A 24,570-nucleotide genomic window follows, 5' to 3' on the forward strand; every position below is an offset into this window, starting at 1 on the left:
GTTCTTGCCGGTTCGTGCCATCGCGCGACCCGGGACGTGCCATGGCGGCGGGCTCAGTAGGGTAGACGGAGCCCTTCGACTCACTAGAGAACCCGGCCCTCCATGAACATGTTCAAGTCCCGCCGGCCCCTGCGCCGTCTCGGTCTGGTCGCCGCCGCCGCGCTCGCCTTCGGCGCCTTCACCGCGCCGCCCGCGATGGCGCACACGAAGCTGGTCGGCAGCACGCCCGAGAAGGGCAAGGCCGCGGACGCGGTCACCGAGGTCACCCTGGTCTTCAGCGACAAGATCAGTCTGGCGAAGGTCGTCGTCAGCGACGGGAGGAAGAAGGAGTTCCAGGCGGGCGCCGCCGAGCGCGCCGGGACGAAGGTCACGCAGAAGCTGTCCGGCCCGCTGCCCGCCGGCTCCTACACGGTCGCCTACCGGGTCGTCGGCGAGGACGGGCACCCGATCGAGGGGAACGACCTGACGTTCAGCGTGGCCGGGGACGGCGGCGGCGGCGATCCGGCCGCCTCGGCCGCGCCCTCCGCGGGCGGGGTCGGCGCCGAGGAGCAGACGGGCCCGGCCGCCAACTCCGACGAGCAGCCGCTCAAGGCCGACCAGGAGCAGACCGCGGCCGAGGAGGACTCCGGCTCCGGGATGCTCCTCTGGGTGCTGATCATCGCGGGCCTGCTCGTCGGCGTCGGCATCGGGGTGGTCATCGTGTTGCGCGCCAAGCGCAAGCACCAGGCGGCAACCGGCGGTGAGTAGGGGGAGCCTGGCCGTCTGGCGGGCGGGGGCGGCCGCCCTGGCCGCGTGCGCCGCCCTCCTGGTGGCCGGGCTCGTCCTCGGCGGCTCGGTCACCGAGAAGGTCATCCCCGGCCTCGGCGACGCGGGCGCCCTCACCCGTTGGGGGCTGCCGGTCTCGCGGGCGGCGATGGACCTGCTGTCCGCGCTGACCGTCGGCGCGCTGCTGACCGCGGCCGCGTTCCTGCCCGTCGAGGGCGGGCGCGCCGCGCCGCGGCTGTCCAGGGACGCCGTCGGCTACCTGAACGCGGCCTCCTGGATCGCCGCGGCCTGGGCCGCCGCCGCGGCGGCCACGCTGGTGTTCACCGTCGCGGACGTGCTCGGCCAGCCGGTCGGCGACGTCCTCACCGGCAGCGAGCTGAGCAGCTACGTCGGCTCCCTGCCGCAGGGCACCGCCCTCATGGTCGTGGTGCTGCTCGCCGTGGTGGTGGCGCTGCTGGCCCGCACCACCACCACGCCCGCCGCCGCGTTCGGGCTGCTCGCCCTCGCCGGGATCGCGCTGCTGCCCGCGCCGCTCACCGGGCACTCGGCCTCGGCCGCCAACCACTCCACCGCGACGACCGGCGTCGCGCTGCACGTCGCCGCGGTCGCCCCGTGGGTCGGCGGGCTCGCCATCGCCGTCGCTCACGCGCTGCTGCGCCGCGACCGGCTGCCGGTGGTCGCGGAGCGGTTCAGCCGGATGGCCCTGTGGTGCTACGTCACCGTCGGCGCCAGCGGCCTGGTGAACGTGATCGCCCGGCTGCCGGACCCGCGGGAGCTGGTCGAGACCGACTACGGGCGGCTCGCCCTCGGCAAGATCATCGCCTTCTGCCTGCTCGGCTGGTTCGGCTGGTGGCACCGGACGCGGACGCTTCCCGCGGTGGCGGACGGCAGGCCGGGGGCGTTCGCCCGGCTGGCGTCCGTCGAGGCCGCCGTGATGGGCGCCACCATGGGCCTGGCCGTCGCGCTGGCCCGGACCGCGCCGCCCGCGCCGGCCGAGCCGGAGTCCGCGGTCAAGTCGCTGCTCGGCTACGACATGCCCCCGCAGGTCACCCCGGTGCGGCTGCTGACCCTGGGGCAGTTCGACCTGTTCTTCGCCGCACTCGTCGTCGTCCTCGGCGGGCTCTACCTCGCCGCCGTCGTCCGGCTGCGGCGGCGCGGCGACTCCTGGTCCCGGGTCCGCACCGCGTCCTGGCTCATCGGGCTCGTGACGATCGTGGCCGTCACCCAGACCGGCATTGCCAGGTACGCGCCGATCCTGTTCAGCGTGCACATGGCGCAGCACATGGTGCTGAACATGCTGACGCCGATCTTCCTGGTCGTCGGCGCGCCGGTGACGCTGGCGCTGCGGGCGCTCAAGCCCGCCCGCGTGCGCGGCGACCGCGGCCCGCGCGAGTGGCTCACCGCCGTGCTGCACAGCCGGTACCTCGCGGTCGTCGCCCATCCGGCGGTCGCCACCCTCATCTTCGTGGTGAGCACGTTCGCGCTGTACTTCACGCCGCTGTTCGAGGCGGCGATGCGCAACCATCTCGGCCACATCGCGATGATGGTCCACTTCCTGGCCAGCGGCTCCCTGTTCTTCTGGGTGCTGCTCGGCGTCGACCCGGCGCCGCGGAAGCTGCCCTACCCGGCCCGGCTGCTGCTGCTGTTCGTCACGATGCCGTTCCACGCGTTCTTCGGCATCGCCCTGATGAACATGAGCCAGGCGCTCGCCCGCGGCTGGTACACCTCCGTCGACCCGCCGTGGGGCACGACGATCCTGCACGACCAGCACACCGGCGGCGCCATCGCGTGGGGCTTCGGCGAGGTGCCGACGTTCATCGTCCTGATCGTGCTGGCGTTCCAGTGGTACGTCCACGACCAGCGGCAGGCGCGGCGCATGGACCGCAAGGCCGACCGGGCCGCGAAGGCCGGGGGGCGCCCCGAGGACGACGAGCTCGCCGCCTACAACGCGCGGCTGGCCAAGCTCGCCGAGCGCGACCGCGCCGCCGGAGAGCGCACCGCCGGAGAGAAGGACAACGCATGAGGCCGGCCTCCCCCGCGCGGGGGAGTGGCCGCGCCGCCGGTTCTGTCAGGATCAGGACGTGCTCCGTGTGCTCCGCCCGCTGATCGAGCGGACGACCTGGCGGCGCTGGTCCCACCTCGTCGTGGGCGGCGCGCTGCTGATGCCGTACTGGTTCCTGGCGATCAGCATGACCCCGCTGGTGCCGATGGGCAACAGCCTGTTCAAGGGCGTGCTGATGCTGGTCGTCATGCCGGCCGCCGCGACGTTCGTCACGGGGCTCGTGCCGACGGTGCGGCTGCTGGAGAGCTCCCTGGCCAAGGAGTTGCTCGGGGGGCCCGCGACCGGGCTCGTGCCCGGTTCGGCGGGTTCCTGGGAGAGCCGCGGCCGCACCGCGGCGTGGTTCACCCTGCATCTCGGCACGGGCGTCGTGGTCAGCGGGCTGAGCCTGGTGCTCCCTCCGGCCGCCGTCGTGATGCTCATCGCGCCGGCGGTGAGCTGGGACACCCGGTTCCTGCAGTCCTGGGGCTGGCAGAACACCTGGCACCAGTGGCCCGCGCCGCTGGTCGGGCTGGCGTCGCTGGCCCTTCTGCTCGCGCTGATCGTGGGGGCGGGCGCGCTGCTGGCCCGGCTGGCGCCGGTGTTCCTCGGGCCGTCCGCCGCCGAGCGGCTGGCCGGGATGAGGGCCGAGGCCCTCAGGCTCGCCGAGCGCAACCGGCTGGCGAGGGAGCTGCACGACTCGGTGGGACACGCGCTCAGTGTGGTGACGCTCCAGGCGGGGGCGGCCGGGCGGGTGCTGGACAGCGACCCGGAGTTCGCCCGCGAGGCGCTCGCCGCGATCGAGGACTCGGCGCGGTCCGCGCTGGAGGACCTCGACCACGTGCTCGGGCTGCTGCGCGACGACCGGTCCCGCCCGGCCCCGCAGGCCACGCTGAAGGACCTCGGACGGCTGCTGGAGCAGACGCGGATCGCCGGGGTCGCGCTGGACGCCGAGGTCGATCCGGAGGTGGAGCACGTCCCGGCGGCGGTGTCGCGGGAGGCGTACCGGATCGTCCAGGAGGGGCTGACGAACGCGCTCCGGCACGCGGGGAAGGTACCGGTGCGGCTGCGGCTCGGCACCGACGGGGAACGGCTGGAGGTCGAGATGACCAATCCGCTCGGCGCGGTCCGCGGCGAGGGCGCCGGCCACGGCGGCGGCCGCGGCCTCGGCGGGGTCCGCGAGCGCGTCACCGTGCTGCGCGGCGAGATGAGCGCCGGGGCCGACGGCGACCGCTGGCGGTTCCGCGTCTCGCTGCCGCTAAGGTCCGGATCATGACGATCAAGGTTCTGCTGGTCGACGACGAGCGGCTGATCCGCGCCGGGCTCGCCGCCATCATCGACGCCGAGGACGATCTGGCCGTCGTGGGCGAGGCGTCCGACGGCACGGAGGTGCCGGGCGAGGTGCGGCGGCTGCGCCCCGACGTGGTGCTGATGGACGTGCGGATGCCGCGGCTCGACGGCATCCAGGCGACCCGCCACATCCTCGCGACCGTGCCGGAACCGCCCCGGATCATCGTCGTCACCACGTTCGAGAACGACGAGTACGTCTACGACGCGCTGAAGGCGGGCGCCAGCGGCTTCCTGCTCAAGCGGACGCGGCCGGAGGAGATCCTGCAGGCGGTCCGGATGGTCGCGCACGGCGACAGCCTGCTGTTCCCGGCGGCGATCCGGGAGCTGGCCGGGCGGCACGGGCCGTCCGGCGGCGGAGGGGCGGCCTGGCACGGCCGGCTCACCGAGCGGGAGGGGGACGTGCTGCGGCTGATGGCCAAGGGGCACTCGAACGCGGAGATCGCCGGTGAGCTCTTCGTGAGCCCGCAGACGGTGAAGACGCACGTCGGGAACATCCTCGCCAAATTGCAGGCCCGCGACCGGACCCAGGCGGTGATCTTCGCCTACGAGACGGCCTTCATCACGCCCGGGTGAGGTGGCAGGGTGACCGCATGAGGGACTTGCGCTTCGGGTTCAACGTCTTCGACGTCGTCTCCCGGGACGACTTCGCCGAGCGGTGCCGGCGCGGCGAGCGGTACGGGTACGACGTCGCGCTCGTGCCGGACCATCTCGGCTCCCCGGCCCCCTTCCCGACCATGGTCGCCGCCGCGGACGCGACCGAGCGGCTGCGCGTCGGCGCGCTGGTGCTGAACGCCGGCTTCTGGAACGCGCACCTGCTCGCCCGCGAGGCCGCCACCGCCGACCGGCTCACCGGCGGGCGGGTCGAGCTCGGGCTCGGCGCCGGGCACATGAAGTGGGAGTTCGACGCGGCCGGGATCCCGTGGGAGCCGTTCGGCGCCCGCGTGGAGCGGATGACCGGGCTGATCGAGGAGCTGGGCGCGCTGTTCGGCGGGGGCGGCTACGAGCGGCACCGGCCGGTGGCGGAGTTCTTCGGGCTGGCCGAGACGGCGCCCGTGCAGCGCGCCGGGTTCGGCGGATCGGGACCGCCGCTGCTCGTCGGCGGCACCGGCGACGCGGTCCTGCGGGCGGCGGCGCGTCACGCCGACATCGTCGGGATCGCGGGGGCGTACCAGATGAAGGGCGAGCCGCCGGGCACCTTCCGGCTGGGCACCGCGGAGGAGGCCGCCGAGCGGGTGCGGTTCGCCCGCGAGCACGCCGGCGACCGGGCGGAGCGGATCGAGTGGAACGTGCTCGTCCAGCACGTGCAGGTGACCTCCGACCGGCGCGCCGAGGCCGGGCGGATGCGCGCCGAGCGCCTCCCGTACATGACGGTCGAGGAGATCCTGGACACCCCGTTCGTCCTGCTCGGGACGGAGGAGCAGATCGCCGAGCAGATCCGGGAGCGCCGCGAGCGGTACGGGTTCTCCTACGTCACGGTGCACTCGCCGTTCATGGACGTCCTCGGCCCGGTGATCGAGCGGGTCTGAGGCCCGCAATTCGGCCGGGGCTTACACCTCATTTACCTACAGGTCGCTACAAAAGAGACAGAAAGGATAAAGAGCGACGATCGGGGGATCATGGACGCCGTCACCCTGTCCGGGCTGCGCAAGCCGAGGCCCTACCCCGCGGTGTCGGTGCTGATGCCGACGCACCGCTCCGCCCGGGACGGCCGGGAGGACCGCATCAGGCTGCGGAACCTGCTGGGCGAGGTACGGCGCCGCCTCCACGACGATCCCCGGGTGGAGCCCGACGCCGCCGACGACGTCGTCCGGGGGCTGGAGCGCGCCGCGGGCGAGGTCGACCCGCGGCACGGCTCCGACGCGCTGGTGCTGTTCGCCGCGCCGCACGGCGAGCACCACGCGTTCACGATCGGGCAGGCCGTGGACGAGCGGGTCGTCGTCGACACCGGGTTCGCCACCCGCGACCTCGTCGCCGCCTACACCCGCACGCCGCGCTACTGGCTGCTGTCCCTGTCGGACCACCGGACGCGGCTGTGGAGCGGCCTCGGCGCGGAGCTGACCGAGCACGCCCGCGGCGGCTTCCCCGTAGAGCCCGAGCCGATCGACGAGGCGAGCGCCGGACGGCTGGCGCGGCGGGCCGCGCAGGGCGGCGAGAGCGAGCGCCGCCTGCAGAGGATGCGGGACGTGGTGGCCGCCCTCGAACGCGTCCTCGCGCGGGACCGGCGCCCCTTGATCGTCGCGGGCGTCACCCGGCACCAGGCGGTCTTCGACGAGGTGGCCGGGCCGCACGTGACCGTGGCGGGGCGCGTCGACGGCAGCTTCGAGGGCGCCTCGCCGAGCACGCTCGCCGAGGCGGCGCAGCCCGCGCTCGCCGCCTACGAGGACCTGCGCGAGGTCGGCGTGCTCTCGGAACTGGAGGCGGCGCGCAGCATCCAGCGGTACGCGGGCGGGCTGTGCGAGGTGACGGAACTGGTGGACGAGGGCCGCGGCGAGCACCTGGTCGTCGAGCGCGGCTACTACGCGCCCGCGGTGCGGACCAAGGGCGAGCTGATCCCGGTCGAGGGCAGGCCCGGCGTGCTCAAGGGCGCCGACGTCGTCGACGACGCCGTCGACCACGTGATCGAGACGGTGCTGGAGTACGGAGGCGAGGTCACCTTCGTCTCGGACGGCTTCCTCATCGACCACGACCGGATCGCGCTGGTGACGCGCTACTGACCCGCCCCCGAGCACGACGGGTCCTGCCAGCCCACCCAGCCGATCGACCAGAACCGTCCCGCGTGCGGTCGCCAGCCCGCCGGATGCGCCGGCCAGGACGCCTCCGGCGGCGTCCCGTCCGGGAGGGGCACGACGACCGTGCACACGCCCGGCGCGGGCGGCCGACCGGCGCGGACGTCGAAGGCGCCGACGCGCGTCCACCACACGGGGTACATCAGCGCGGTCCTGACGGCCCAGTTGAGCGACGCGTCCGTGACGACCCCGCCTGAGGCCGGGCCGGGCAGCGGGGGCTCGGCCGGGACGCGCCGCGCGTGCGGCCCCATCGCGAACGTCAGCGCCGCGAGGTTGACCCCGGCGAGCGCGACGGACGCCAGGGCCGTCCTGTCCAGCCTGGACAGCACGAGCAGGCCGCCGAGCAGGGCGAGCGCGGCGAAGGTCGCCTCGTGCAGGTGCAGCCCGCTCCGGTCGGCGGTGAGGAACGTGACCTCCGGGAAGTCGAAGCCGATGAAGACGTGGGTGCGGAGCCGCTCGCCCGCGTAGGCGGTGACCCACAGCGCGGCGCCCTCCAGCAGCAGCGCGCCCGCCGCCGCCAGCCGGATCGCCGGGCCCGCGGCGAGGCGCGCGAGCGCCGCGGCCCCGGCGAGGGCGTAGACCAGCGCCACGCACGCCAGGTAGCGGCCGTAGGCGAAGTTGCCCACCCGGTGCTCGTCCGGCAGCGCGGCCGAGGAGGCGTAGGCGATGCCGCAGGTCGCGGCGAGCAGCGCCCCCGCCATGATCCTGTCCGCCGCGGGCGTCCGCCGCCGCGCGAGGACCGCCGCGACGGCCGCCAGCCCGGCCCCCGCCAGGCCCCAGGTGGAGACGATCAGGTACCAGAGCTGCCCCGCCGCGCCCGACAGCGCCCACTCCTGTCCGGGGACCGTGGTCAGCCGGGACGCCAGGATCTCGCCGAGGTCCCGCGTGCCGCGCGGATACAGCTCGGCGCGGACGTGCGCGTTCAGCGCCGCGCCCGCCGCGTACCCGGCGACCGCGACGGCGGCCCCGGCGAGCGCGGCGCGGATCCTCCGGCGCCCGGTCAGGGCCATGACCAGCAGGGCGGCGGCGTGCACGGCGAGCAGGACCGTTCCGCGGGTGTGCACGGCCGCCGCGCAGGACGCGACCAGGCTCGCGAGGGCGGCGTCCCCGGCCCGGCCGTTCCGGACGAACCGGTCCAGCGCCAGCAGCCAGGCCAGGACGAGCGTCGGAAGGGCGGCGTCGGCGAGCGCGAAGGCGCCGAAGAACGTCGTCGCGGGCAGCAGCGCCGCCGCGAACGCCAGCGGCAGGGCGTGGCGGCGGGCCAGTCCGAAGCGGCGCGCCGCCGCGTACCCGAGCGGGAACAGCGCCGCCCCCAGCACCGCGTTGATCGCCATGACCGTCGTGTAGACCGTCGCGGGATCGTGGGAGAACCAGAACGCCGGGGTGAGCAGGAGCGGATAGCCGCCCTGGTAGAAGGTGTTGCCGGACAGGTCGCCGCCCGGCCCGCCGGCCAGCATCCGGGCGGCGAGCAGGTAGCCGGTCTCGTCCGGGTTGGCGGCCGGGGCCGTCCGCGCCCAGGAGAACCAGAGCCGGACCGCCGCCTGCGCGAGCACGCCGGCCGCGAGCAGCCACGGCAGGGCGCGCGGGAACCTCCGGGAGGGGCCCGGCGGGGTGGGAGGCGCGTGACGGCGGGGCGGGAGCAGCGCGAGCGACATGCGCTCCACGGTTCCGGCGGCCTGTCATGGTCCCGTCCCAGAGATGTCCGGATCTTGTGACACAACCCGCCAGATGATCGAGAGCGGCCGATAATGACCGGGTGGCGAGCATTCTGTTCATCGAGGATGATCCGTCCGCCCGGGCGGCTCTGGAGCTGGCGCTGACCCGCCAGGGACACGGGGTGACGTCCCGGGCCACCGGCGAGGACGGGCTGGAGGCGCTGCGGGCGCGCCGCCCCGAGATCGCCGTCCTGGACGTGATGCTGCCCGGCATCGACGGCATCGAGGTGTGCCGCCGCATCCGCCGGGAGGACCCGCTCCCGGTGATCCTGCTGACCGCGCGGGGCGACGACCTCGACATCGTCCTCGGGCTGGAGGCGGGCGCCGACGACTACGTGGTCAAGCCCGTCGAGCCCCGCGTCCTGGACGCCCGGATCCGCGCCGTCCTGCGCCGCGCCGACCAGACCCGCCTCGACCGGTCCGTCTACGGCGACCTCGTCGTCGACCGGACGTCCCTGAAGGTCACCAAGGGCGGCGCCGACCTGCGCCTCACCCCGACCGAGCTGCGCCTCCTGCTGGAGCTGACGCGCCGCCCCGGCCAGGCCCTCACCCGCCAGCACCTGCTGGCCGAGGTGTGGGAGCACACCTACCCGGGCGACTCGCGGCTCGTGGACGCCTGCGTCCAGCGGGTCCGCGCCAAGATCGAGGACGAGCCGGCCGAGCCGCGGCTGATCGAGACGGTCCGCGGCTTCGGCTACCGGTTCACCGCCCCGTGAGGCGCACCCTCCGGCTCGCCGCGCCGTGGGTGCGGCGCCTCCGGGTCACCGGGCTGCGGATGCGTCTCGCGGCCGCGTTCACCGCGGTGGCGCTGCTGGCGTCCGTGCTCGCCTCCGGCATCTCCTACGTGCTGCTGCGGCGGGTGATGCTGCAGCGCGCCCAGGACGCGGTGCTCAACGACGTCCGCGCCACCCTCGCACAGCAGGTCCCGCCCGACCTTCCGCCCGACGTGGAGCCTCTGGTCGAGGTCGCTCTGGAGGACGCGCTCCGCTCGGAGCCGGGACGAAAAGCGACCGCGGTGCCGGTGCTGGGGCACGGCGGGCCCGGGCTCCCGCCGCCGGGCCTGCTGGACGTCCCCGTGACCTCGGAGTTCGCCCGTCGCGCCATGCGGGGCGTGGTCTTCCAGCGCGTCGACCGGAACGGCACGCCCTACCTGCTCGTGGGCGCCCGCGTCTCCACCTGGCCCGCGCCCGCCGAGCCGTGGCGGACGACGCCGCCGATGGTGTTCGTCTCCGCCAGCCTGCGCCGGGAGGCCGCCGACCTGGCGCTGTTCACCCGCACCCTGCTGATCGCGGACGCCGCGGCGCTGGCGGCCGCGCTCGCCCTCGCGCTGCTGGCCACCGGGGGCGTGCTGCGCCCGGTGCGCCGCCTCGGGGCCGCCGCCCGCGCGCTCGGCGAGGGACGGCTGGACACCCGCGTCCGGGTGCAGGGCCGCGACGAGCTGGCCGACCTCGCCGAGACGTTCAACCGCACCGCGCAGGCGCTGGAGCGGACGGTGACGGAGCTGCGCGCGATGGAGGCCGCGTCCCGCCGGTTCGTCGCCGACGTCTCCCACGAGCTGCGCACGCCGCTGACCTCGATGATCGCCATGACCGACGTGCTGGCCGAGGAGGCCGCCGAGGACGGCGGCGGCGCGGCCGCCCGGCTCGTCGCGGACGAGACCCGGCGGCTCGGCACGCTCGTGGAGCACCTGATCGAGATCAGCCGGTTCGACGCGGGCGCCGCCGCCCTCGTCCTGGACGACGTCAACGTCGCCGACGCGGTCGGGGCGACGCTGGAGGCGCGCGGCTGGCGGGAGGACGTGGCGGTGGAGGGCCCCGCCGACCTGTTCGTCCGGCTGGACCCGCGGCGGTTCGACGTCATCGTCGCCAACCTCGCCGGGAACGCCCTCAAGCACGGGCTCCCGCCCGTCTCGCTGCGCTTCGGCCGGCCGGAAGGGGAGGACGCGGGCGGAGTCCGGGTCGTGGTCGCCGACCGCGGACCCGGGCTTCCGGCCGACGTGGCCCCCGTGGTCTTCGACCGGTTCGTCAAGGCGGAGGCGGCGCGCACGCGCAGCGAGGGAAGCGGCCTCGGCCTGTCGATCGCCAGGGAGAACGCCCTGCTGCACGGCGGCACCCTGGAGGCCGCCAACGGGCCGGAGGGCGGCGCGGTCTTCACCCTGTGGCTGCCCGACGGTACAGCGGAGGAACTCCTGTGATCTGGTCGAGACGGGCGCGAGCGCTACTGGCGATGGTGACCTGTGCCGCGCTGACCGGCTGCGGGATCCGCCCGACCGGGATCATCAGCGCGGGAGGCGCGCCGAACGCGCGGGGGTACGCCGCCACGATCACCCTCTACCTCGTGCGGGGGCGCAGCCTGGTGCCGGTGACGAGACCCGGTCTGCCCGGGCAGCCGAACCTGGCCGTCCAGCAGCTGTCCGTGCCGCCCACCGCGCGGGAGCGCGCGGCCGGGCTGCGCACCGAGGTCCACGGCAGGCTCTCGGCGGAGGCCGCCGTCGACGGATCCAGCCCGACCCGTCGCGCCCCCGTGATGGACGTCCGGCCGTACGACCCGGACGCGCGGCCGAGCTGGTCGCGGACGGCCAAGGCTCAGATCGCGTGCACCGCGATGGCGATCCCGGGCACCAAGAGCGTCAACCTGTGGCGCGGTCCCTACCGGGAGAAGAGGACATGGGAGACCCTGACCTGCGGCCAGTTCGCCGTCCTGCTCGAATGATCAGCCCCGCGTCAGCCACTGGGCGGTGATGTCGCCGAGCACGGAGCGGACGGTCAGGATCGCGATGCCGAGGATCAGGACAGGCATCACCACCCACCGCTCGACCTTGCCGTCCGTCCGCGGGATGACGGGCACGTCGATCCGCCACGGCAGCGGCCAGAACACCGGGCAGCCCCGCGGTGTCAGGCAGTCGCCGGCGACGTGGGCCAGGCAGCCGAGCGTCACCGCGAACCCGACGAAGCTCATGTCGATGTTGTGCATGAGCCAGACCGCGATCAGGGCCAGCGCGCAGTCCGCCAGCGCCGACTGCGGCTCGGCGCCCTCGAAGTCCAGGCCGACGCCGCGCAGCCCGAGCCCCACGATCATGAACAGGCAGGCCCACCAGGCCCAGATGAAGTGGGTGGCGAGGGTGTCCATCGCCCAGCCGATGCCGACCGCGAACAGGATCGAGTGGGTCGCCTGCCGGTGCCCGCCCGACAGCTTCCCGATCCACTTGCACATGTGGTTCGTGATCGGCCCGAAGGTGTTGGCGATCCGGCCGTTGTGGTGGTCGATGTCGGGCAGGATCGCGGCGCCGGCGCACACCACGGCGCCCGCCATGATCTGCTCCGGCGACAGCGCCACCGCGTGCTCGCCGAGCAGCCGCTCCTGCCCGAGGATCGGGACGGCGCCCAGCCATGCCAGCGCTCCGCTCAGGGCATGAGTCTTGCCCATCATGTGCCGTTCCCCCGCCTTCCAGCGCCTACCGCCGCCCCGTCTCAGGGCGGGACTCTAATCCGCTCCTGATCGTTTTCGGCGAAGACGCGCCGAACGCGGCGTCACGTCCTTTTGATGCCCGGAGGCTCCCGCCGGTTCCGCCCTGGACACAGGGCTTTCCGCGTCCTCGGGGCGGGCCGGCGTCGGGTCAGCGGCGCTTCGCGGGCCGGGCCGGGACGAGCCGCCAGGCGCCGGACTCCTCGTCCGGCTCGTAGGGGGAGTCCAGACGCTTGGCGACGACGCCGGGCAGGCCCTGGTCGCGCGCCGCCTCCAGGACCGCGGCGCCGTCACCGGGGAACCAGGGGGCGGTCTGCCAGCGCGGGCCCGACAGGCCGAGGTCGTCGAGCCGCTCCCGCCGCTCCCGGTAGGGGACGTCCAGCAGCGGGTGCCCGTCCAGATGCGGCACGTCGTAGATCATGTAGGTCTCGCGGCCGTCCAGGACGGCCAGCTCCCCGTCCAGCAGCGCGGGCCGGACACCGAGCTGCGCCCCGAGCCGGGAGCCGAGCCCGCCGGGGCCGTCCACGGCGCGGCCCCGCCCGTCGGTGAACCGGGTCCGGCCGCCCTCGACGTAGGCGGCCAGCCGCCTGCCGCCCCACGCGAACTCGAACCCCCACGCGCCGGTGTCGCGGGGCAGGCGGGCCCGCTCCTGCGGCCGCATCGGGCGCAGCGACTCCGGCAGCGGCTCGGCGCCGGCGTCCGCGGGCGGGTCCATCCGGTGGATCATCCAGTTCCGGCCGCGCGTCCGGAACAGCACGTAGCGGCCGGACACGCGCGAGCCGTGGATGACGACCTTCACCTCGCGCTCGGACCACTTCTCCGTCTCGTAGGTCCCCCGGTCCCAGATGGTCATCGTCCCGGCGCCGTACTCGCCGCGCGGGATCTCGCCCTCGAAGGCGGCGTACTCCAGCGGGTGGTCCTCGGTGTGCACGGCGAGGTGGTTGGTCTCCGGGCTCCACGGCAGGCCCTTCGGCACGGCCCACGAGACGAGCACGCCGTCGCGTTCGAGCCGCAGGTCCCAGTGCAGGCTGGTCGCGTGGTGCTCCTGGATGACGAACGTGTCGTCGTCCCCGCGTGGCAGCGCCTCGCTCGCGGGCACGGGCTCCGGCGTCCGCCCGGGGTCGCGCCTGCCCCGGTAGTCGTCGAGCCGGTCGCCCTCGCGGGCCGGGGGAGCGTCGTGCTTCCTGGGCTTCTTCGGGGTCACGCCCGCTGCATACCCGCGCTCAGCGGATGAAGACGGCGTAGTCGGCCAGATCGCCGGTGAGGGAGGGCGGCAGCCCCGCCACCGCGGACAGCTCCTCGGCCGACATGAACCCGCCCGTCTCGGCCCGGACCCGCTCGATCGTGGCCGCCAGCTCCGCGGTGATGCCGGGCAGCAGCGTCAGAGCCTCCGCGGATGCGTGGTTGACGTCGACGAGCCCGCCGTCGTTGTACTGGCGCCGCAGGTCGGGACGTCCGATGCGCAGCTCCTTGGCCAGCCCCGGGTCGGACGCCGCCAGCACCCGCGCCTTCTCCCGCAGCAGCCGCTGCCGCTTGACCCGCTCCACCACGGCCTCGTTGTCGACGCCCGACAGCCCGTGCGGGTCGAACACCTTCCGCCGGATCAGGAAGGCGTGCCCGCAGCCCACCAACGCCAGGACGGACATCAGCATGCCGGCGAACCGCACGGTGCCCTCGTCCTCACCGTTGCCGGAGAGCATGGACAGCATCAGCACGAACACCCCGGCGTACGCGACCGTCGACACCAGCAGGTGCAGGCTCCGGCGCCACAGCAGCGCGGCGGCGAACGTGAAGGGCGTGGCGAAGCCGAGCGTCAGGAACGGCAGCGCCGCCCACGTCACGCTCAGCGCGGCCTGCCCCGGCGGCATGCTGTCGGAGGGAACCCTCGGCTCGTACGGCGCTGGGGCGTTCATCTCTCGAGGGTCTCCCGGGCCGGATATGGGCGATTCGGACTCTAGACCGAGGGAAGGGTCACGGCAGGGTGAGGATTTCGTGGCCGTCCTCGGTGACCAGCAGCGTGTGCTCGAACTGCGCCGTGCGCCTGCGGTCCTTGGTCACGACCGTCCAGCCGTCGGCCCACATGTCGTACTCGGCGGTGCCGAGGGTCAGCATCGGCTCGACCGTGAACGTCATGCCCGGCTCGATGATCGTCGTGGCGGCCGGGTCGTCGTAGTGCGGGACGACGAGGCCGGAGTGGAACGTCGTGCCGATCCCGTGCCCGGTGAAGTCGCGCACGACGCCGTACCCGAACCGCTTGGCGTAGGACTCGATGACCCGCCCGATCACGTTCAGCGCCCGGCCGGGCTTGACCGCGCGGATGCCGCGCATCGCCGCCTCGTGGGTGCGCTCCACCAGCAGGCGCGACTCCTCGTCGACGTCCCCGCACAGGAACGTCGCGTCGGTGTCGCCGTGCACGCCGTCGACGAAGGCGGTGATGTCGACGTTGATGATGTCGCCGTCGCGCAGGACCGTGTCGTCCGGGATGCCGTGGCAGATCACCTCGTTGATCGAGGTGCACAGCGACTTGGGGAACCCCCGGTAGCCGAGCGTGGAGGGGTAGGCGCCGTGGTCGAGCATGAACTCGTGCCCGACGGCGTCGAGCTCGTCGGTGGTGATCCCCGGCCGGACGTGCTTGCCGACCTCCTCCAGCGCCTGCGCGGCGATCCTCCCGGCGACCCGCATCCGCTCGATGATCTCGGGCGTCTTGACGTCCGGCTCGCCCGTCCGCGGCCGCTTCTTCCCCACGTACTCCGGGCGCGGAATGTTCGAGGGAACCTTGCGCATGGGGGAGACGCGTCCGGGCCGGAGCAACTGGGTCGTCATAGTGATGGAGTGTAGTCAGCGCGATGCGGGCACACTCCGGTGCCAGCGCATGATCGAGAGGAGCGCCGATGGCCGGTGACGACGGTGACTGGTGGTTCTGCCTGAAGCACATGAAGCCCGAGCACGGGGCCGGCTGCCCCGGCAAGGACCGCATGGGCCCGTACCGGACCGAGGGCGAGGCGGCGGACGCCATGGCCATCGCCCGCGAGCGCAACGAGGCGTGGCGCAGGCAGAACGAGGACTGACTAGTCCACGGCCGGGCCGGAGACGGCGTCGAGGAGGCGGGCGAGGCGGCGCCGGAGCCCGCGCGGACTCCGCGCCGGCTCCCGGCCCGCGGCCGCGCTGACGAGGTGCTGCGCCCCGTCGAACGACATGAGGGCCTCACCCGGCGGGACGGTCAGCGCCTCGTGGGCGAGGCCGCGCAGTTCGTGGTCGCCGCCCTCCAGCGCGAGGACGGTCGCCCCGGTGCGGCGCGCGTCGTCCACCCGCTCCAGCAGCGGGACGGGCGCCCCCTCCTCGGCGACGACGAACAGCGTCTCGCCGCGCCGGGCCGCCTCCAGCCGCTCCAGCCCGATCCGCAGATGCGCGGGCGCGCCGGCCGGAGGCCGCCAGCGCACCAGCGTGGGCGCGAGGCCGGGCGCGTCGCCGAGCCGGCTCTCGTCGTCGAGGTGCGCCGCCAGATGCCACGGATCGCCGGCCGGAGTGCCGACCAGCAGCAGCCCGCCGGGGGTGCGGGAGGTGACGCGCAGGGCCCGGCCGAACTCCTCGGTCCGCTCCAGCCAGCCCGTCGCCGACAGGACCTCGCGCAACATCGATATCTGCTCGGCGTCCACGGCACCATGGTGCCTCACCCCGCCTCCCGGGCAGGCCCTTTCTCCCATGCGGGAGCCCGGCGCCGGGCTCCGGCGGGGCCGCCTGGCAGACTCGGCCGCATGACTGAGCAGCAGCAGAAGACGCCGTACGACCTTCCGGACGCGAGCGGCCTGACCATCGGCATCCTGGGCGGGACGGGAGACCAGGGCAAGGGCCTCGCGCGCCGGTTCGCGCTGGCCGGGCACCGGGTCACGATCGGGTCCCGCAAGGCCGAGCGCGCCCAGGCCGCCGCCGACGAGCTCGGCGCCGGCCTGCCCGTCTCCGGCGCGGAGAACCCGGTCGCGGCCGGAGGGTCCGACGTCGTGATCGTGGCGGTGCCGTGGGACGGGCACAGGGCCACGCTGGAGTCGCTGCGCGCCGAGCTGGCCGGCAAGATCGTCGTGGACTGCGTGAACCCGCTCGGTTTCGAGAAGGGCAAGGGCGCGTTCGCGCTGCCGGTCGAGGAGGGCAGCGCCGCGGAGCAGGCCGCCGCCGTCCTGCCCGACAGCCGGGTCGTGGCCGCCTTCCACCACGTGTCGGCCAGGCTGCTGCTCGACCCGGAGGTGGACGAGATGGAGCTGGACGTCCTGGTGCTCGGCAACGACCGGGAGGCCACCGACCTCGTCCAGGCCCTCGCCGGGCGGATCCCCGGCATGCGCGGCGTCTACGGCGGGCGGCTGCACAACGCCCACCAGATCGAGGCGTTCACCGCCAACCTCATCTCGATGAACCGCCGCTACAAGGCCCACGCCGGGCTGCGCATCACGGACGTCTGACCGCGCCTCGGGCGGTCCGCCCCGGTACGGTGCCAGGATGACTACGGTGCCAGGATGAACGCTCCGGACGCCGCGCGACGGCCGCTCGTCCTGCTGCCGTCGGCCCGGACGGGGCCGCTGCGCGCGGTGGCGAAGCGGGTCGGGCTGGCGTTCGTCCTGCTGCTCATGGTCGTGGCCGTGGTCTACCTCGACCGCGACGGGTACCGCGACACCGGCGACGGGCGGCTGTCGCTGCTGGACGCCTTCTACTACGCCTCGGTGACCATGTCCACGACCGGGTACGGCGACATCACCCCGGTCGGGGACGGCGCGAGGCTCGTCAACATCGTCTTCATCACGCCCGTCCGGGTGCTGTTCCTCATCGTCCTCGTGGGCACGACCCTCGAGGTGCTGGCGGAACGCACCCGCGACGACTGGCGCAGGTCCCGCTGGAGGGCACGCGTGCGCGACCACATCGTGGTGGCCGGCTACGGCACGAAGGGCCGCAGCGCCATCAGGACCCTGCTGAGCACCGGGGTGCCGCCCGAGTCGATCGTGGTCGTGGACCCCGACCCGCGGGTGGTGGCCGAGGCCGCCGAGGCCGGGTTCGCGGGCGTCGTCGGGGACGCGACCCGCAGCTCGGTGCTGCGGCAGGCCTCGGTCCAGCGGGCCCGCGAGATCGTGGTGGCGAGCGCCCGCGACGACACCGCGGTGCTGATCACGCTGACCGCCCGGCAGCTCAACCCGCGCGCCGGCATCCAGGCGGCGGTGCGCGAGTCGGAGAACGTCCCGCTGCTGCGCCAGTCCGGCGCCGACCACGTGGTGACCTCCTCGGAGGCGGCGGGGCGGCTGCTCGGGGTCTCCACCACGCAGCCGAGCGTCGGCGAGGTCATCGAGGACCTGCTGGAGCAGGGGAGCGGCCTCGACCTGGTCGAGCGCGAGGTCCACCCGGACGAGGTCGGCGGCCCGATCGGCGCCGTGCGCGCCCCGGCGCTGGCGGTGGTGCGGGGCGGGCGGCTGCTGCCGTTCGACGACGCCGGCTGCGCGGCCCTCGAACCGGGCGACCGGCTGATCGTGGCGCGGTCCTCCTCCCGTTCCTCCGGCCCGCCGGACGGCCCGGAGGAGCACGATCACTGACCTGCCGGGGAGCGGTTTCGGCCTGCGGCGCGTCCTAGTCCTGACGTACGATCGCAGTGGCGACAGGCGGGATGGGCATGAGAGAGAACCGGTCGGCAGATCCGTGGAGCGCGTTCCTGGCACCTTCCGGGCGGAGCGGCGGGGTCCGGCCGCCGGGCGCGGCGCCCGCCGGTGAACCCGGCCACGCCGCCGGGTACGCCGAGCCCGGCGCGGAGGACGCGTGCCGCCGCGTGCTGGCGCAGTTGCGGGCGGCCAACGGCCCGCTGTCCCTGGAGCAGATCCACCACGCCACCCGCCTCGGGCTGCTGGAGGTCGCGGGCGCCGTGGACGCGCTGCGCGAGCGCGGCCTCGTCGCGGTGGAGCGGGAGATCGACGAGGTCGTCCGGCTGACCGGGGAGTGACCGCGGCCCGATGATCGGATACGTCGTCGCCGTCTCGCTGAGCTGCCTGGTCGGCATCGCCGAGCTGGTCAGCCGGTACCGGGACCGCCCCACCACGCTGGTCCGGGTGCCGAGCACCTGGGCGTACGTGCTGATCAACGGGGGAGCGGGCGCGGGCTCGCTGCTGCTCCTGCACACCTTCGGCTGGCGGTTCGGCGTCCAGTCGCCGCACGTCGCCGACGCGACGCAGGTGCTCGTGGCGAGCCTCGGCTCGATGATGGTGTTCCGCAGCGCGGTGTTCACCGTGCGGGTCGGCGACGAGGACGTCGCGGTGGGGCCGAGCACGCTGCTGACCTCGCTGCTCGCCGCCGCCGACCGGGGCGTCGACCGGATGCAGGCCAAGACCCGCGCGCACGAGGCGGGCGAGATCATGCGGGGCGTCTCGTTCGCCAAGTCGCGGCTCGCGCTGCCGACGTACTGCCTCGGCCTGCTGCAGAACGTGTCCGCCGAGGACCAGGCCGACCTGCGCACGGCCGTGGACGCGCTCGCCGGCAGCGAGATGACCGACGGCCAGATGGCCCTCAACCTGGGGCTGCTGCTGATGAACGTCGCCGGTCCCGACGTGCTGCGCTCCGCGGTGGAGACGCTCCGCGACGAGATCACGGCGGACGGCGCGGCCCCGCGCCGCCTCCCGCCGCCGCGCGACGGCCAGGACCACGAGGGCGGCCGGGCCGGTGCCGGAGCACGGCCCGAACCGGTCCGCTCCAACCCCGACCAGTAGCGAACGCCACCGCCCCTCGGCCGGAAAGCACACACGGCCGCGCCGGGCGGCGCGGCCGTGCGGGGGTGGGCCTGTTCGGGCAGTGGGCCCGTGCCCGTCAGTGGTAGGTGTGCTCCGGCGCCGGGTAGACGCCGCTGACGACCTCGTCGGCGTAGGCGCGGGCCGCCTCGCCGAGCAGGGCGTTCATGTCGGCGAACTTCTTGACGAACTTCGCGGTGTGCGGGGTGAGCCCGGCCATGTCCTGCCAGACGAGGACCTGCGCGTCGGTCTGGTTGCCGCCGCCGATGCCGATCGTCGGGATGGACAGGGACGCGGTGACGCGCGCGGCGAGGTCCTCGGGCACGCATTCGAGGACGACGGAGAACGCGCCCGCCGCCTCCAGCGCCTTGGCGTCGGCCATCAGCTCGTCGCCGTCCTGGCCGCGGCCCTGCACCCGGTAGCCGCCGAACACGTTCACCGACTGCGGGGTGAGGCCGAGGTGGCCCATCACCGGGATGCCGGCGGCGACCATCGCCTCGGCCTGCGGGATGATCCGGCGGCCGCCCTCCAGCTTGATCGCGTGGGCGCCGGTCTCCTTGAGGAACCGGGTGGCGGCCGTCAGCGCCTCGGTGACGCCCGTCTGGTAGGAGCCGAACGGCAGGTCGGCGACGACCATGGCGCGCTTGGAGCCGCGGACGACGGCCGCGGTGAGCGGGATCAGGTCGTCCACGGTGACGGGGATGGTCGAGTCGTAGCCGTAGACCACCATCGCGGCGGAGTCGCCGACGAGCAGCACGGGGATGCCGGCCTCGTCGAAGATCCGCGCGGTGAGCGCGTCGTAGGCCGTGAGCATCGGCCACTTCTCGTGCCGCTGCTTGGCCGCGGCGATGTCGCGTACGGTCACCCTGCGCCCGCTCGTACCGCCGTAGAGTGCGGTCGGCTGTGCCGGGGGTGCGACGGAAGAAGACATGCAGAACCTCCGCTGGTCTTGAGGCGCCACTGTGGCGTACCCAGACGAAACCGATGGTGCCACCTGACCAACGATTCGGGTACCCCTCCCCATTCCAGAATTTTCTCCGCCGGGCCGGGAACAGATTCCGAAACGATACCGTTGCGTATCGACATGGACCCCCAGACGATCCAGCGGCGCCGGTGGTACATCCTCGGCGTCCTGACCATGAGCCTGCTGGTGGTGGTGCTCGACAACACCATCCTCAACGTCGCGCTCAAGACCATCGCCGACCCGGACAAGGGTCTCGGCGCCACCCAGAGCCAGCTCGAATGGGCGATCAACTCCTACACGCTGGTCTTCGCCGGCCTGCTGTTCACCTTCGGCGTGATCGGCGACCGGATCGGCCGCAAGCGCGTGCTCGTCGGCGGCATGGCGGTGTTCGCCCTCGCCTCGCTCGCGTCGGCGTACGCGCAGTCGCCCGAGCAGCTCATCTACGCCCGCGCCCTGATGGGCCTCGGCGGCGCCGCGGTCATGCCGCAGACGCTGTCGATCATCACCAACGTCTTCGAGCCGCACGAGCGCGCCCGCGCCATCGGCATCTGGGCCGGCGCGGTCGGCCTCGGCGTCGCCATCGGCCCGCTCACCGGCGGCCTGCTGCTCGCCCACTTCTGGTGGGGCTCGGTCTTCCTCATCAACGTGCCGGTCATCGCGGCCGGCGTCACCCTGATGGCGTTCCTGGTCCCCGAGTCGCGCAACCCCGCCCCCGGCAGGCTCGACCCGGTCGGCGTGGTCCTGTCGGTCATCGGGCTGGTCGTCCTGTCGTACGGGATCATCCAGGGCGGCGAGAAGGGCGAGTGGCTGGAGCTCCCCGTGCTCGGCCCCATCCTCGCCGGCGCCGCCGTCCTCGCCCTGTTCGTGTGGCACGAGGCCCGCACCGCGTCCCCGGCCTTCGACGTCCGGCTGTTCAAGGACGCCCGCATGTCGGCCGCCGTCGCGTCGATCGCGCTGTGCTTCTTCGCCGCCACCGGCGTGTTCTTCTTCGCCAACTTCTACATGCAGTCGGTGCGCGGCCTGACGCCGCTGCAGTCCGGCGCCATGGTGCTTCCGTTCGCGGTCGCGCAGCTCGCCTTCGCCCCGCGCAGCGCCGCCATGGTGCGCCGCTTCGGCGCCAAGGCGGTCTGCACGGTCGGGCTGCTGCTGGTCACCGTCGCGCTGGCGAGCTACCAGTTCGTCGGCGTCCACACCTCCCTGTGGATCCTCGGCGCGATCTTCTTCGTGCAGGGGGTGGGGATGGCCAACGTGATGCCGCCCGCCACCGAGTCGGTCATGTCGGCGCTGCCCCGCGAGAAGGCCGGCGCCGGATCGGCCATCAACAACACCGCCCGCCAGGTCGCGGTCGCGATGGGCGTGGCCGTGCTCGGCTCCGTCGTCGCCTCCGTCTACCGCGGTGACCTGCGCGACGAGCTCGCCGCGCTGCCCGCGGGCGCGCGGCAGGCCGCCGCCGAGTCGATCGAGGGCGCGCACGCCGTCGCCGCCCAGATGGGACCCGCCGGGCAGGGCCTCGTCGGCCCCGCCGACGCCGCCTTCGTGCACGCCATGCACGCCGCGTCCGTCGCCGCCGCCGTGATCTCCTTCGTCGGCGCCCTGGTCGTCCTGAAGTGGATGCCGGGCCGCGTCGCGGCGCCGCCCGAGCGGGCGGCCGCCGAACGGCGGCCGGAGAAGCCGGAGAAGGCCGCCGTGTGACGGCCGGTGTGGCAGGGTGAGGGGATCATGACCGGGACCGAGCGGCGGCACGCGGGGCGGCCTCGCAGCGAGCGCGCCGGCAAGGCCATCGTCGAGGCCACTCTGGACCTGCTGGCCGAGGAGTCCGGGGTGGCGGGCGTCTCCATCGAGGCGGTCGCCGCCCGCGCCGGCGTCGGCAAGACGACGATCTACCGGCGCTGGCCCAGCAAGGAGGCGCTGATCGTGCACGCGCTCGGCGCGGTGAAGGAGCCGCTGCCCGAGCCGTCCGGCGCCTCAGCCCGCGAGGACCTCACCGCGATCGCGCGGCGGTTCGAGGGCGACCGGCACCGCCGTTACTCGCGGTGCTTCTGGAATGTCGTCGGCGGCGCGGAGAAGTACCCCGAGCTGTACGCCCGCTACCGGCAGGAGGTCATCGAGCCGCGGCGCGACGTCATCCGCAAGGTGATCCGCCGCGGGGTCGACTCCGGGGAACTGCGCCCCGACCTCGACGTGGAGGTCGCGATGTCGCTGCTGCTCGGCTCCCTGACCGCCAAGCGGCCGCAGGAGACGTTCCCCGAGGGGTACGCCGACGCGGTCGTCGACACCCTCCTGCGGGGCATCGAGAACGCCCCGCAGAGCCGTCCGGAAGCGGACGAGGGGCGGTTTTCGGCGCGGTAAGCGCGATCTTCTCCCCTTACCGCGTGGTCATGCCCCATACTGTCGCTGGGTAGTGCTGAGACGACCGGCTGTCTGGAGCGCGTCAGGTGAGATCCGTCATGGCGCCGCGAGGCGAAGCGCCAGCCACCGATTCGGCGTCCCGGACCCTTGTCCTGGGCATCGACGGTGCACGGCACATCGTGCAGTGCGGCCCCAACGCCAAGGCCGTCCTCGGCCGTGCCCCCGAAGAGCTGATCGGCCGGCCCGCCACCGACCTGGTCGGCGACGAGGCGAAGGCCGAGCTGGAGACGCTCCTGGAGGCCAACGGCGCGGGGCAGGAGCGCAACGGCGTGATGGGCGTGCTGCGCGGCGACGGCGGCGCCCCCGCCGACGCCCTGCTCACCGTGCAGCCGATGCTCGGCGGCGGCGCGGGCGCGGCGCCCGCGGCACTGCTGTTCATCCGGGTCGAGCTGCCGCCGAGCGAGCGCTACCAGGACCCGGCCCTCATGCGGCGCGCCCTGATGGACGACCCGCTCACCCGGTTCGGCGCGACGCTCGACCTCGACCAGTCCGCCCGCGGCCTCGTCGACGTCGTCGTCCCGCACTTCTGCAACGTCGCCTCGGTGCTGGTGCTGGAGAGCCTGGTCGCCGCCGACGAGGTGCACGCCGAGTCCGGCTCGGCGGTGCTGCGCCGCATCGCGGTCACCTCCGACGACGGCAACCCGGCCTGGACGTCCACGTTCCCCGTCGGCGAGGTGCTCGTCTTCCCGGAGGGCACCCCGTACCGGCAGGTGATGGAGACCGCCCGGCCCGTCCACCTGCCGCACATCGAGGTGGACCGCGCGAGCGAGATCGGCCGGCTGTGGCGGCGCGGCCCGGCGGGCGAGCTGCTGTCCAACGTGTCGATGGTGCTGCTGCCGATGATCGCCCGCGACACGCTGCTCGGCTTCATCGCCTGCACCCGCATCCCCGGGTTCCGCAAGTTCGACGCCTACGACGTCGAGATCGGCATGGAGTTCGCCGCCCGCGCCGCCATCGTCATCGACAACGCCCGGCTCTACAGCCGCGAGCGGGCCACCGCGCTCGCGCTGCAGCGCAGCCTGCTGCCGATGCGGCTGTCCGCGCCGTCCTCGGTCGAGGTCCGGCACCGCTACCTGCCGGGCAGCAAGCTCGTCGAGGTCGGCGGCGACTGGTACGAGTCGATCGCGCTGCCCGGCGCCCGCGTCGCCCTGATCGTCGGGGACGTCGCCGGGCACGGGGTCCGCGCCGCCGTCACCATGGGGCGGCTGCGCACCGCCCTGCACACGCTCGCGAACCTGGAGCTGCCGCCCGCCGACGCCCTGCACGTCATGCACGAGCTGATGATCGAGCTCGGCGAGCAGGAGCCGCACTTCGCCACCTGCGTCTACGCGGTGTACGACGCGACCAGCGGCACCATCGAGATCGCCTCCGCCGGGCACCTGCCGCCGCTGCTGGCGAGCCCCGCCGGCGACAACGAGTACCTGCAGGTCCCGCCCGCCCCGCCGCTCGGCGTCTCGGGCGGCTCGGCCATCGAGAGCCGCGAGTTCGCCGTCGAGGACGGCAGCCTCTTCGTGATCTACACCGACGGCCTGGTCGAGAACCGGGGCCGCGACATCGACGACGGCCTCGCCCGCCTCCAGAAGATCTTCGGGCGCGACTCGGTCGACCGCTCCATGGAGGACCTCGCCAAGACCACCCTCGCGGGCGTCTACGCCGACCAGCACCGCGACGACATCGCCGTCCTGATCGCCCGGCTGCGCCGCCTCCCCCAGGACCGCTACTCCTCCTGGACGCTGCCCGCCGACCCGGCCGCCGTCCGCCGCGCCCGCGGTCTCGTCAGCACACGCCTGGCCGAATGGGGTCTGGAGGACCTCGACTACACCACCGAGCTGCTGGCGTCCGAGCTCATCACCAACGCGCTCCGCTACGCCCACGGCCCGATCGAGCTGCGGCTCCTCCTGGAGCGCACCCTCGTCCTGGAGGTCCTGGACCGCTCCGCCGCCCTGCCGCGCCTGCGCCGCGCCGAGGACGACGACGAGAACGGCCGCGGCCTCCTGGTCGTCAGCCAGCTCGCCCACCGCTGGGGCAGCCGCCGCACCGCCGCGGGCAAGGTCGTCTGGTGCGAGCAGATCGTCCCCGGCGTCGACCCCGACGCCTCGGAGCAGGTCAACGCCTGGCCCGAAGAGGCCTGGCCCGGCGAACTCCACCACCGCGAGTAGCTGTGTTTTCCCAGGGGGGCTGTGTCTTTCCAGGGGGGCGACCCCCTGGAACCCCCGTTGCGACGCAGGCGATCCTCGCGCCGCCGTTGCGGTCGGTTGTGCCTGTGACGGCTTGTGTGGCGTCGCTGCGGTCGCCTGCGTCGGCGGGCATGCGCGTTGCGCTCGCTGCGCTC

General features: G+C 74.0%; 24 protein-coding genes. 17 read left to right on the top strand and 7 right to left on the bottom strand.

Going from position 1 to position 24,570, the window contains the following annotated elements:
• The first annotated feature begins 102 nt into the window (after positions 1 to 102).
• The 6 genes from AB0C84_RS10490 to AB0C84_RS10515 all read left to right on the top strand — a co-directional run bounded on the left by AB0C84_RS10490 (position 103) and on the right by AB0C84_RS10515 (position 6,867).
• Positions 103 to 747: a copper resistance protein CopC gene (locus AB0C84_RS10490; protein ID WP_361063708.1), complete on the top strand. Its 645-nt coding sequence runs from the start codon at positions 103 to 105 to the stop codon at positions 745 to 747.
• Entirely contained in the window at positions 740 to 2,788 is a 2,049-nt protein-coding gene (locus AB0C84_RS10495; RefSeq protein ID WP_258938796.1) for a bifunctional copper resistance protein CopD/cytochrome c oxidase assembly protein, read from the top strand. Before AB0C84_RS10490 ends, AB0C84_RS10495 begins: the two co-directional genes overlap by 8 nt.
• A 58-nt stretch (positions 2,789 to 2,846) precedes the next feature.
• The gene (locus AB0C84_RS10500; RefSeq protein ID WP_361063711.1) at positions 2,847 to 4,079 is read left to right on the top strand and encodes a histidine kinase; all 1,233 of its coding nucleotides are present in this window, start codon (positions 2,847 to 2,849) and stop codon (positions 4,077 to 4,079) included.
• On the top strand, positions 4,076 to 4,726 hold the full coding sequence (locus AB0C84_RS10505) for a response regulator transcription factor (RefSeq protein ID WP_361063714.1): 651 nt from the start codon (positions 4,076 to 4,078) through the stop codon (positions 4,724 to 4,726). The genes AB0C84_RS10500 and AB0C84_RS10505 overlap by 4 nt, the downstream gene beginning before the upstream one ends.
• 17 nt (positions 4,727 to 4,743) lie before the next feature.
• Positions 4,744 to 5,679, top strand: coding sequence for a TIGR03621 family F420-dependent LLM class oxidoreductase (locus tag AB0C84_RS10510; RefSeq protein ID WP_361063717.1), 936 nt, complete (start codon positions 4,744 to 4,746; stop codon positions 5,677 to 5,679).
• A gap of 90 nt (positions 5,680 to 5,769) precedes the next feature.
• Entirely contained in the window at positions 5,770 to 6,867 is a 1,098-nt protein-coding gene (locus AB0C84_RS10515) for a hypothetical protein (protein ID WP_258938800.1), read from the top strand.
• On the opposite strand, the gene AB0C84_RS10520 is transcribed toward AB0C84_RS10515, so the two are convergent.
• The gene (locus AB0C84_RS10520; protein WP_361063720.1) at positions 6,861 to 8,594 is read right to left on the bottom strand and encodes a hypothetical protein; all 1,734 of its coding nucleotides are present in this window, start codon (positions 8,592 to 8,594) and stop codon (positions 6,861 to 6,863) included. The genes AB0C84_RS10515 and AB0C84_RS10520 overlap by 7 nt on opposite strands.
• Positions 8,595 to 8,695: 101 nt before the next feature.
• On the opposite strand from AB0C84_RS10520, the gene AB0C84_RS10525 reads away from it, so the two are divergent.
• From AB0C84_RS10525 to AB0C84_RS10535, 3 genes are read left to right on the top strand one after another with little or no spacing between them, the layout of a single operon-like run.
• Positions 8,696 to 9,370, top strand: a complete 675-nt coding sequence (locus tag AB0C84_RS10525) for a response regulator transcription factor (protein WP_179843015.1) — start codon at positions 8,696 to 8,698, stop codon at positions 9,368 to 9,370.
• Entirely contained in the window at positions 9,367 to 10,848 is a 1,482-nt protein-coding gene (locus AB0C84_RS10530; protein ID WP_361063723.1) for a HAMP domain-containing sensor histidine kinase, read from the top strand. The genes AB0C84_RS10525 and AB0C84_RS10530 overlap by 4 nt, the downstream gene beginning before the upstream one ends.
• The gene (locus tag AB0C84_RS10535; protein ID WP_361063726.1) at positions 10,845 to 11,366 is read left to right on the top strand and encodes a hypothetical protein; all 522 of its coding nucleotides are present in this window, start codon (positions 10,845 to 10,847) and stop codon (positions 11,364 to 11,366) included. The genes AB0C84_RS10530 and AB0C84_RS10535 overlap by 4 nt, the downstream gene beginning before the upstream one ends.
• On the opposite strand, the gene AB0C84_RS10540 is transcribed toward AB0C84_RS10535, so the two are convergent.
• The 4 genes from AB0C84_RS10540 to map all read right to left on the bottom strand — a co-directional run bounded on the left by AB0C84_RS10540 (position 11,367) and on the right by map (position 14,942).
• A complete protein-coding gene (locus AB0C84_RS10540; protein WP_361063729.1) occupies positions 11,367 to 12,083 on the bottom strand; it encodes a metal-dependent hydrolase in 717 nt (238 codons plus the stop codon). It lies immediately after the preceding gene.
• A gap of 187 nt (positions 12,084 to 12,270) precedes the next feature.
• The gene (locus AB0C84_RS10545) at positions 12,271 to 13,323 is read right to left on the bottom strand and encodes a DNA polymerase ligase N-terminal domain-containing protein (protein ID WP_361063732.1); all 1,053 of its coding nucleotides are present in this window, start codon (positions 13,321 to 13,323) and stop codon (positions 12,271 to 12,273) included.
• Between the two features lie 19 nt (positions 13,324 to 13,342).
• On the bottom strand, positions 13,343 to 14,032 hold the full coding sequence (locus AB0C84_RS10550; protein ID WP_179843011.1) for a helix-hairpin-helix domain-containing protein: 690 nt from the start codon (positions 14,030 to 14,032) through the stop codon (positions 13,343 to 13,345).
• A gap of 58 nt (positions 14,033 to 14,090) precedes the next feature.
• Positions 14,091 to 14,942, bottom strand: coding sequence for a type I methionyl aminopeptidase (map, locus tag AB0C84_RS10555; protein ID WP_258938806.1), 852 nt, complete (start codon positions 14,940 to 14,942; stop codon positions 14,091 to 14,093).
• 68 nt (positions 14,943 to 15,010) lie between these two features.
• Between map and AB0C84_RS10560 the strand changes: the two genes are divergently transcribed.
• A complete protein-coding gene (locus tag AB0C84_RS10560) occupies positions 15,011 to 15,187 on the top strand; it encodes a hypothetical protein (RefSeq protein WP_179843009.1) in 177 nt (58 codons plus the stop codon).
• Here the strand turns inward: AB0C84_RS10560 and AB0C84_RS10565 are convergent, their stop codons facing one another.
• On the bottom strand, positions 15,188 to 15,775 hold the full coding sequence (locus AB0C84_RS10565) for a hypothetical protein (protein ID WP_361063763.1): 588 nt from the start codon (positions 15,773 to 15,775) through the stop codon (positions 15,188 to 15,190).
• 99 nt (positions 15,776 to 15,874) lie between these two features.
• On the opposite strand from AB0C84_RS10565, the gene npdG reads away from it, so the two are divergent.
• From npdG to AB0C84_RS10585, 4 genes are all read left to right on the top strand, one after another.
• Positions 15,875 to 16,570, top strand: a complete 696-nt coding sequence (gene npdG, locus AB0C84_RS10570) for an NADPH-dependent F420 reductase (protein WP_361063737.1) — start codon at positions 15,875 to 15,877, stop codon at positions 16,568 to 16,570.
• A gap of 54 nt (positions 16,571 to 16,624) precedes the next feature.
• Positions 16,625 to 17,686, top strand: a complete 1,062-nt coding sequence (locus AB0C84_RS10575; RefSeq protein WP_361063740.1) for an NAD-binding protein — start codon at positions 16,625 to 16,627, stop codon at positions 17,684 to 17,686.
• A 77-nt stretch (positions 17,687 to 17,763) separates the two neighbouring features.
• The gene (locus tag AB0C84_RS10580; protein ID WP_179843006.1) at positions 17,764 to 18,087 is read left to right on the top strand and encodes a hypothetical protein; all 324 of its coding nucleotides are present in this window, start codon (positions 17,764 to 17,766) and stop codon (positions 18,085 to 18,087) included.
• Between the two features lie 10 nt (positions 18,088 to 18,097).
• A complete protein-coding gene (locus tag AB0C84_RS10585) occupies positions 18,098 to 18,847 on the top strand; it encodes a hypothetical protein (protein WP_246395845.1) in 750 nt (249 codons plus the stop codon).
• Positions 18,848 to 18,944: 97 nt separating this feature from the next.
• Here AB0C84_RS10585 and panB read toward each other — a convergent pair whose 3' ends face one another.
• Complete coding sequence (gene panB, locus AB0C84_RS10590) at positions 18,945 to 19,796, bottom strand: 3-methyl-2-oxobutanoate hydroxymethyltransferase (protein ID WP_361063745.1); 852 nt, start codon at positions 19,794 to 19,796, stop codon at positions 18,945 to 18,947.
• Between the two features lie 153 nt (positions 19,797 to 19,949).
• On the opposite strand from panB, the gene AB0C84_RS10595 reads away from it, so the two are divergent.
• The 3 genes from AB0C84_RS10595 (at position 19,950) to AB0C84_RS10605 (ending at position 24,397) form a co-directional block, all read left to right on the top strand.
• Positions 19,950 to 21,521, top strand: a complete 1,572-nt coding sequence (locus AB0C84_RS10595; RefSeq protein ID WP_179843004.1) for an MFS transporter — start codon at positions 19,950 to 19,952, stop codon at positions 21,519 to 21,521.
• 27 nt (positions 21,522 to 21,548) lie between these two features.
• The gene (locus AB0C84_RS10600; protein WP_179843003.1) at positions 21,549 to 22,178 is read left to right on the top strand and encodes a TetR/AcrR family transcriptional regulator; all 630 of its coding nucleotides are present in this window, start codon (positions 21,549 to 21,551) and stop codon (positions 22,176 to 22,178) included.
• 98 nt (positions 22,179 to 22,276) lie between these two features.
• Positions 22,277 to 24,397, top strand: a complete 2,121-nt coding sequence (locus AB0C84_RS10605) for a SpoIIE family protein phosphatase (protein ID WP_258938813.1) — start codon at positions 22,277 to 22,279, stop codon at positions 24,395 to 24,397.
• The last annotated feature ends 173 nt before the right edge of the window (positions 24,398 to 24,570 follow it).

This window comes from Actinomadura sp. NPDC048955, from assembly GCF_040649435.1.
Taxonomy (GTDB): domain Bacteria; phylum Actinomycetota; class Actinomycetes; order Streptosporangiales; family Streptosporangiaceae; genus Spirillospora; species Spirillospora luteofluorescens.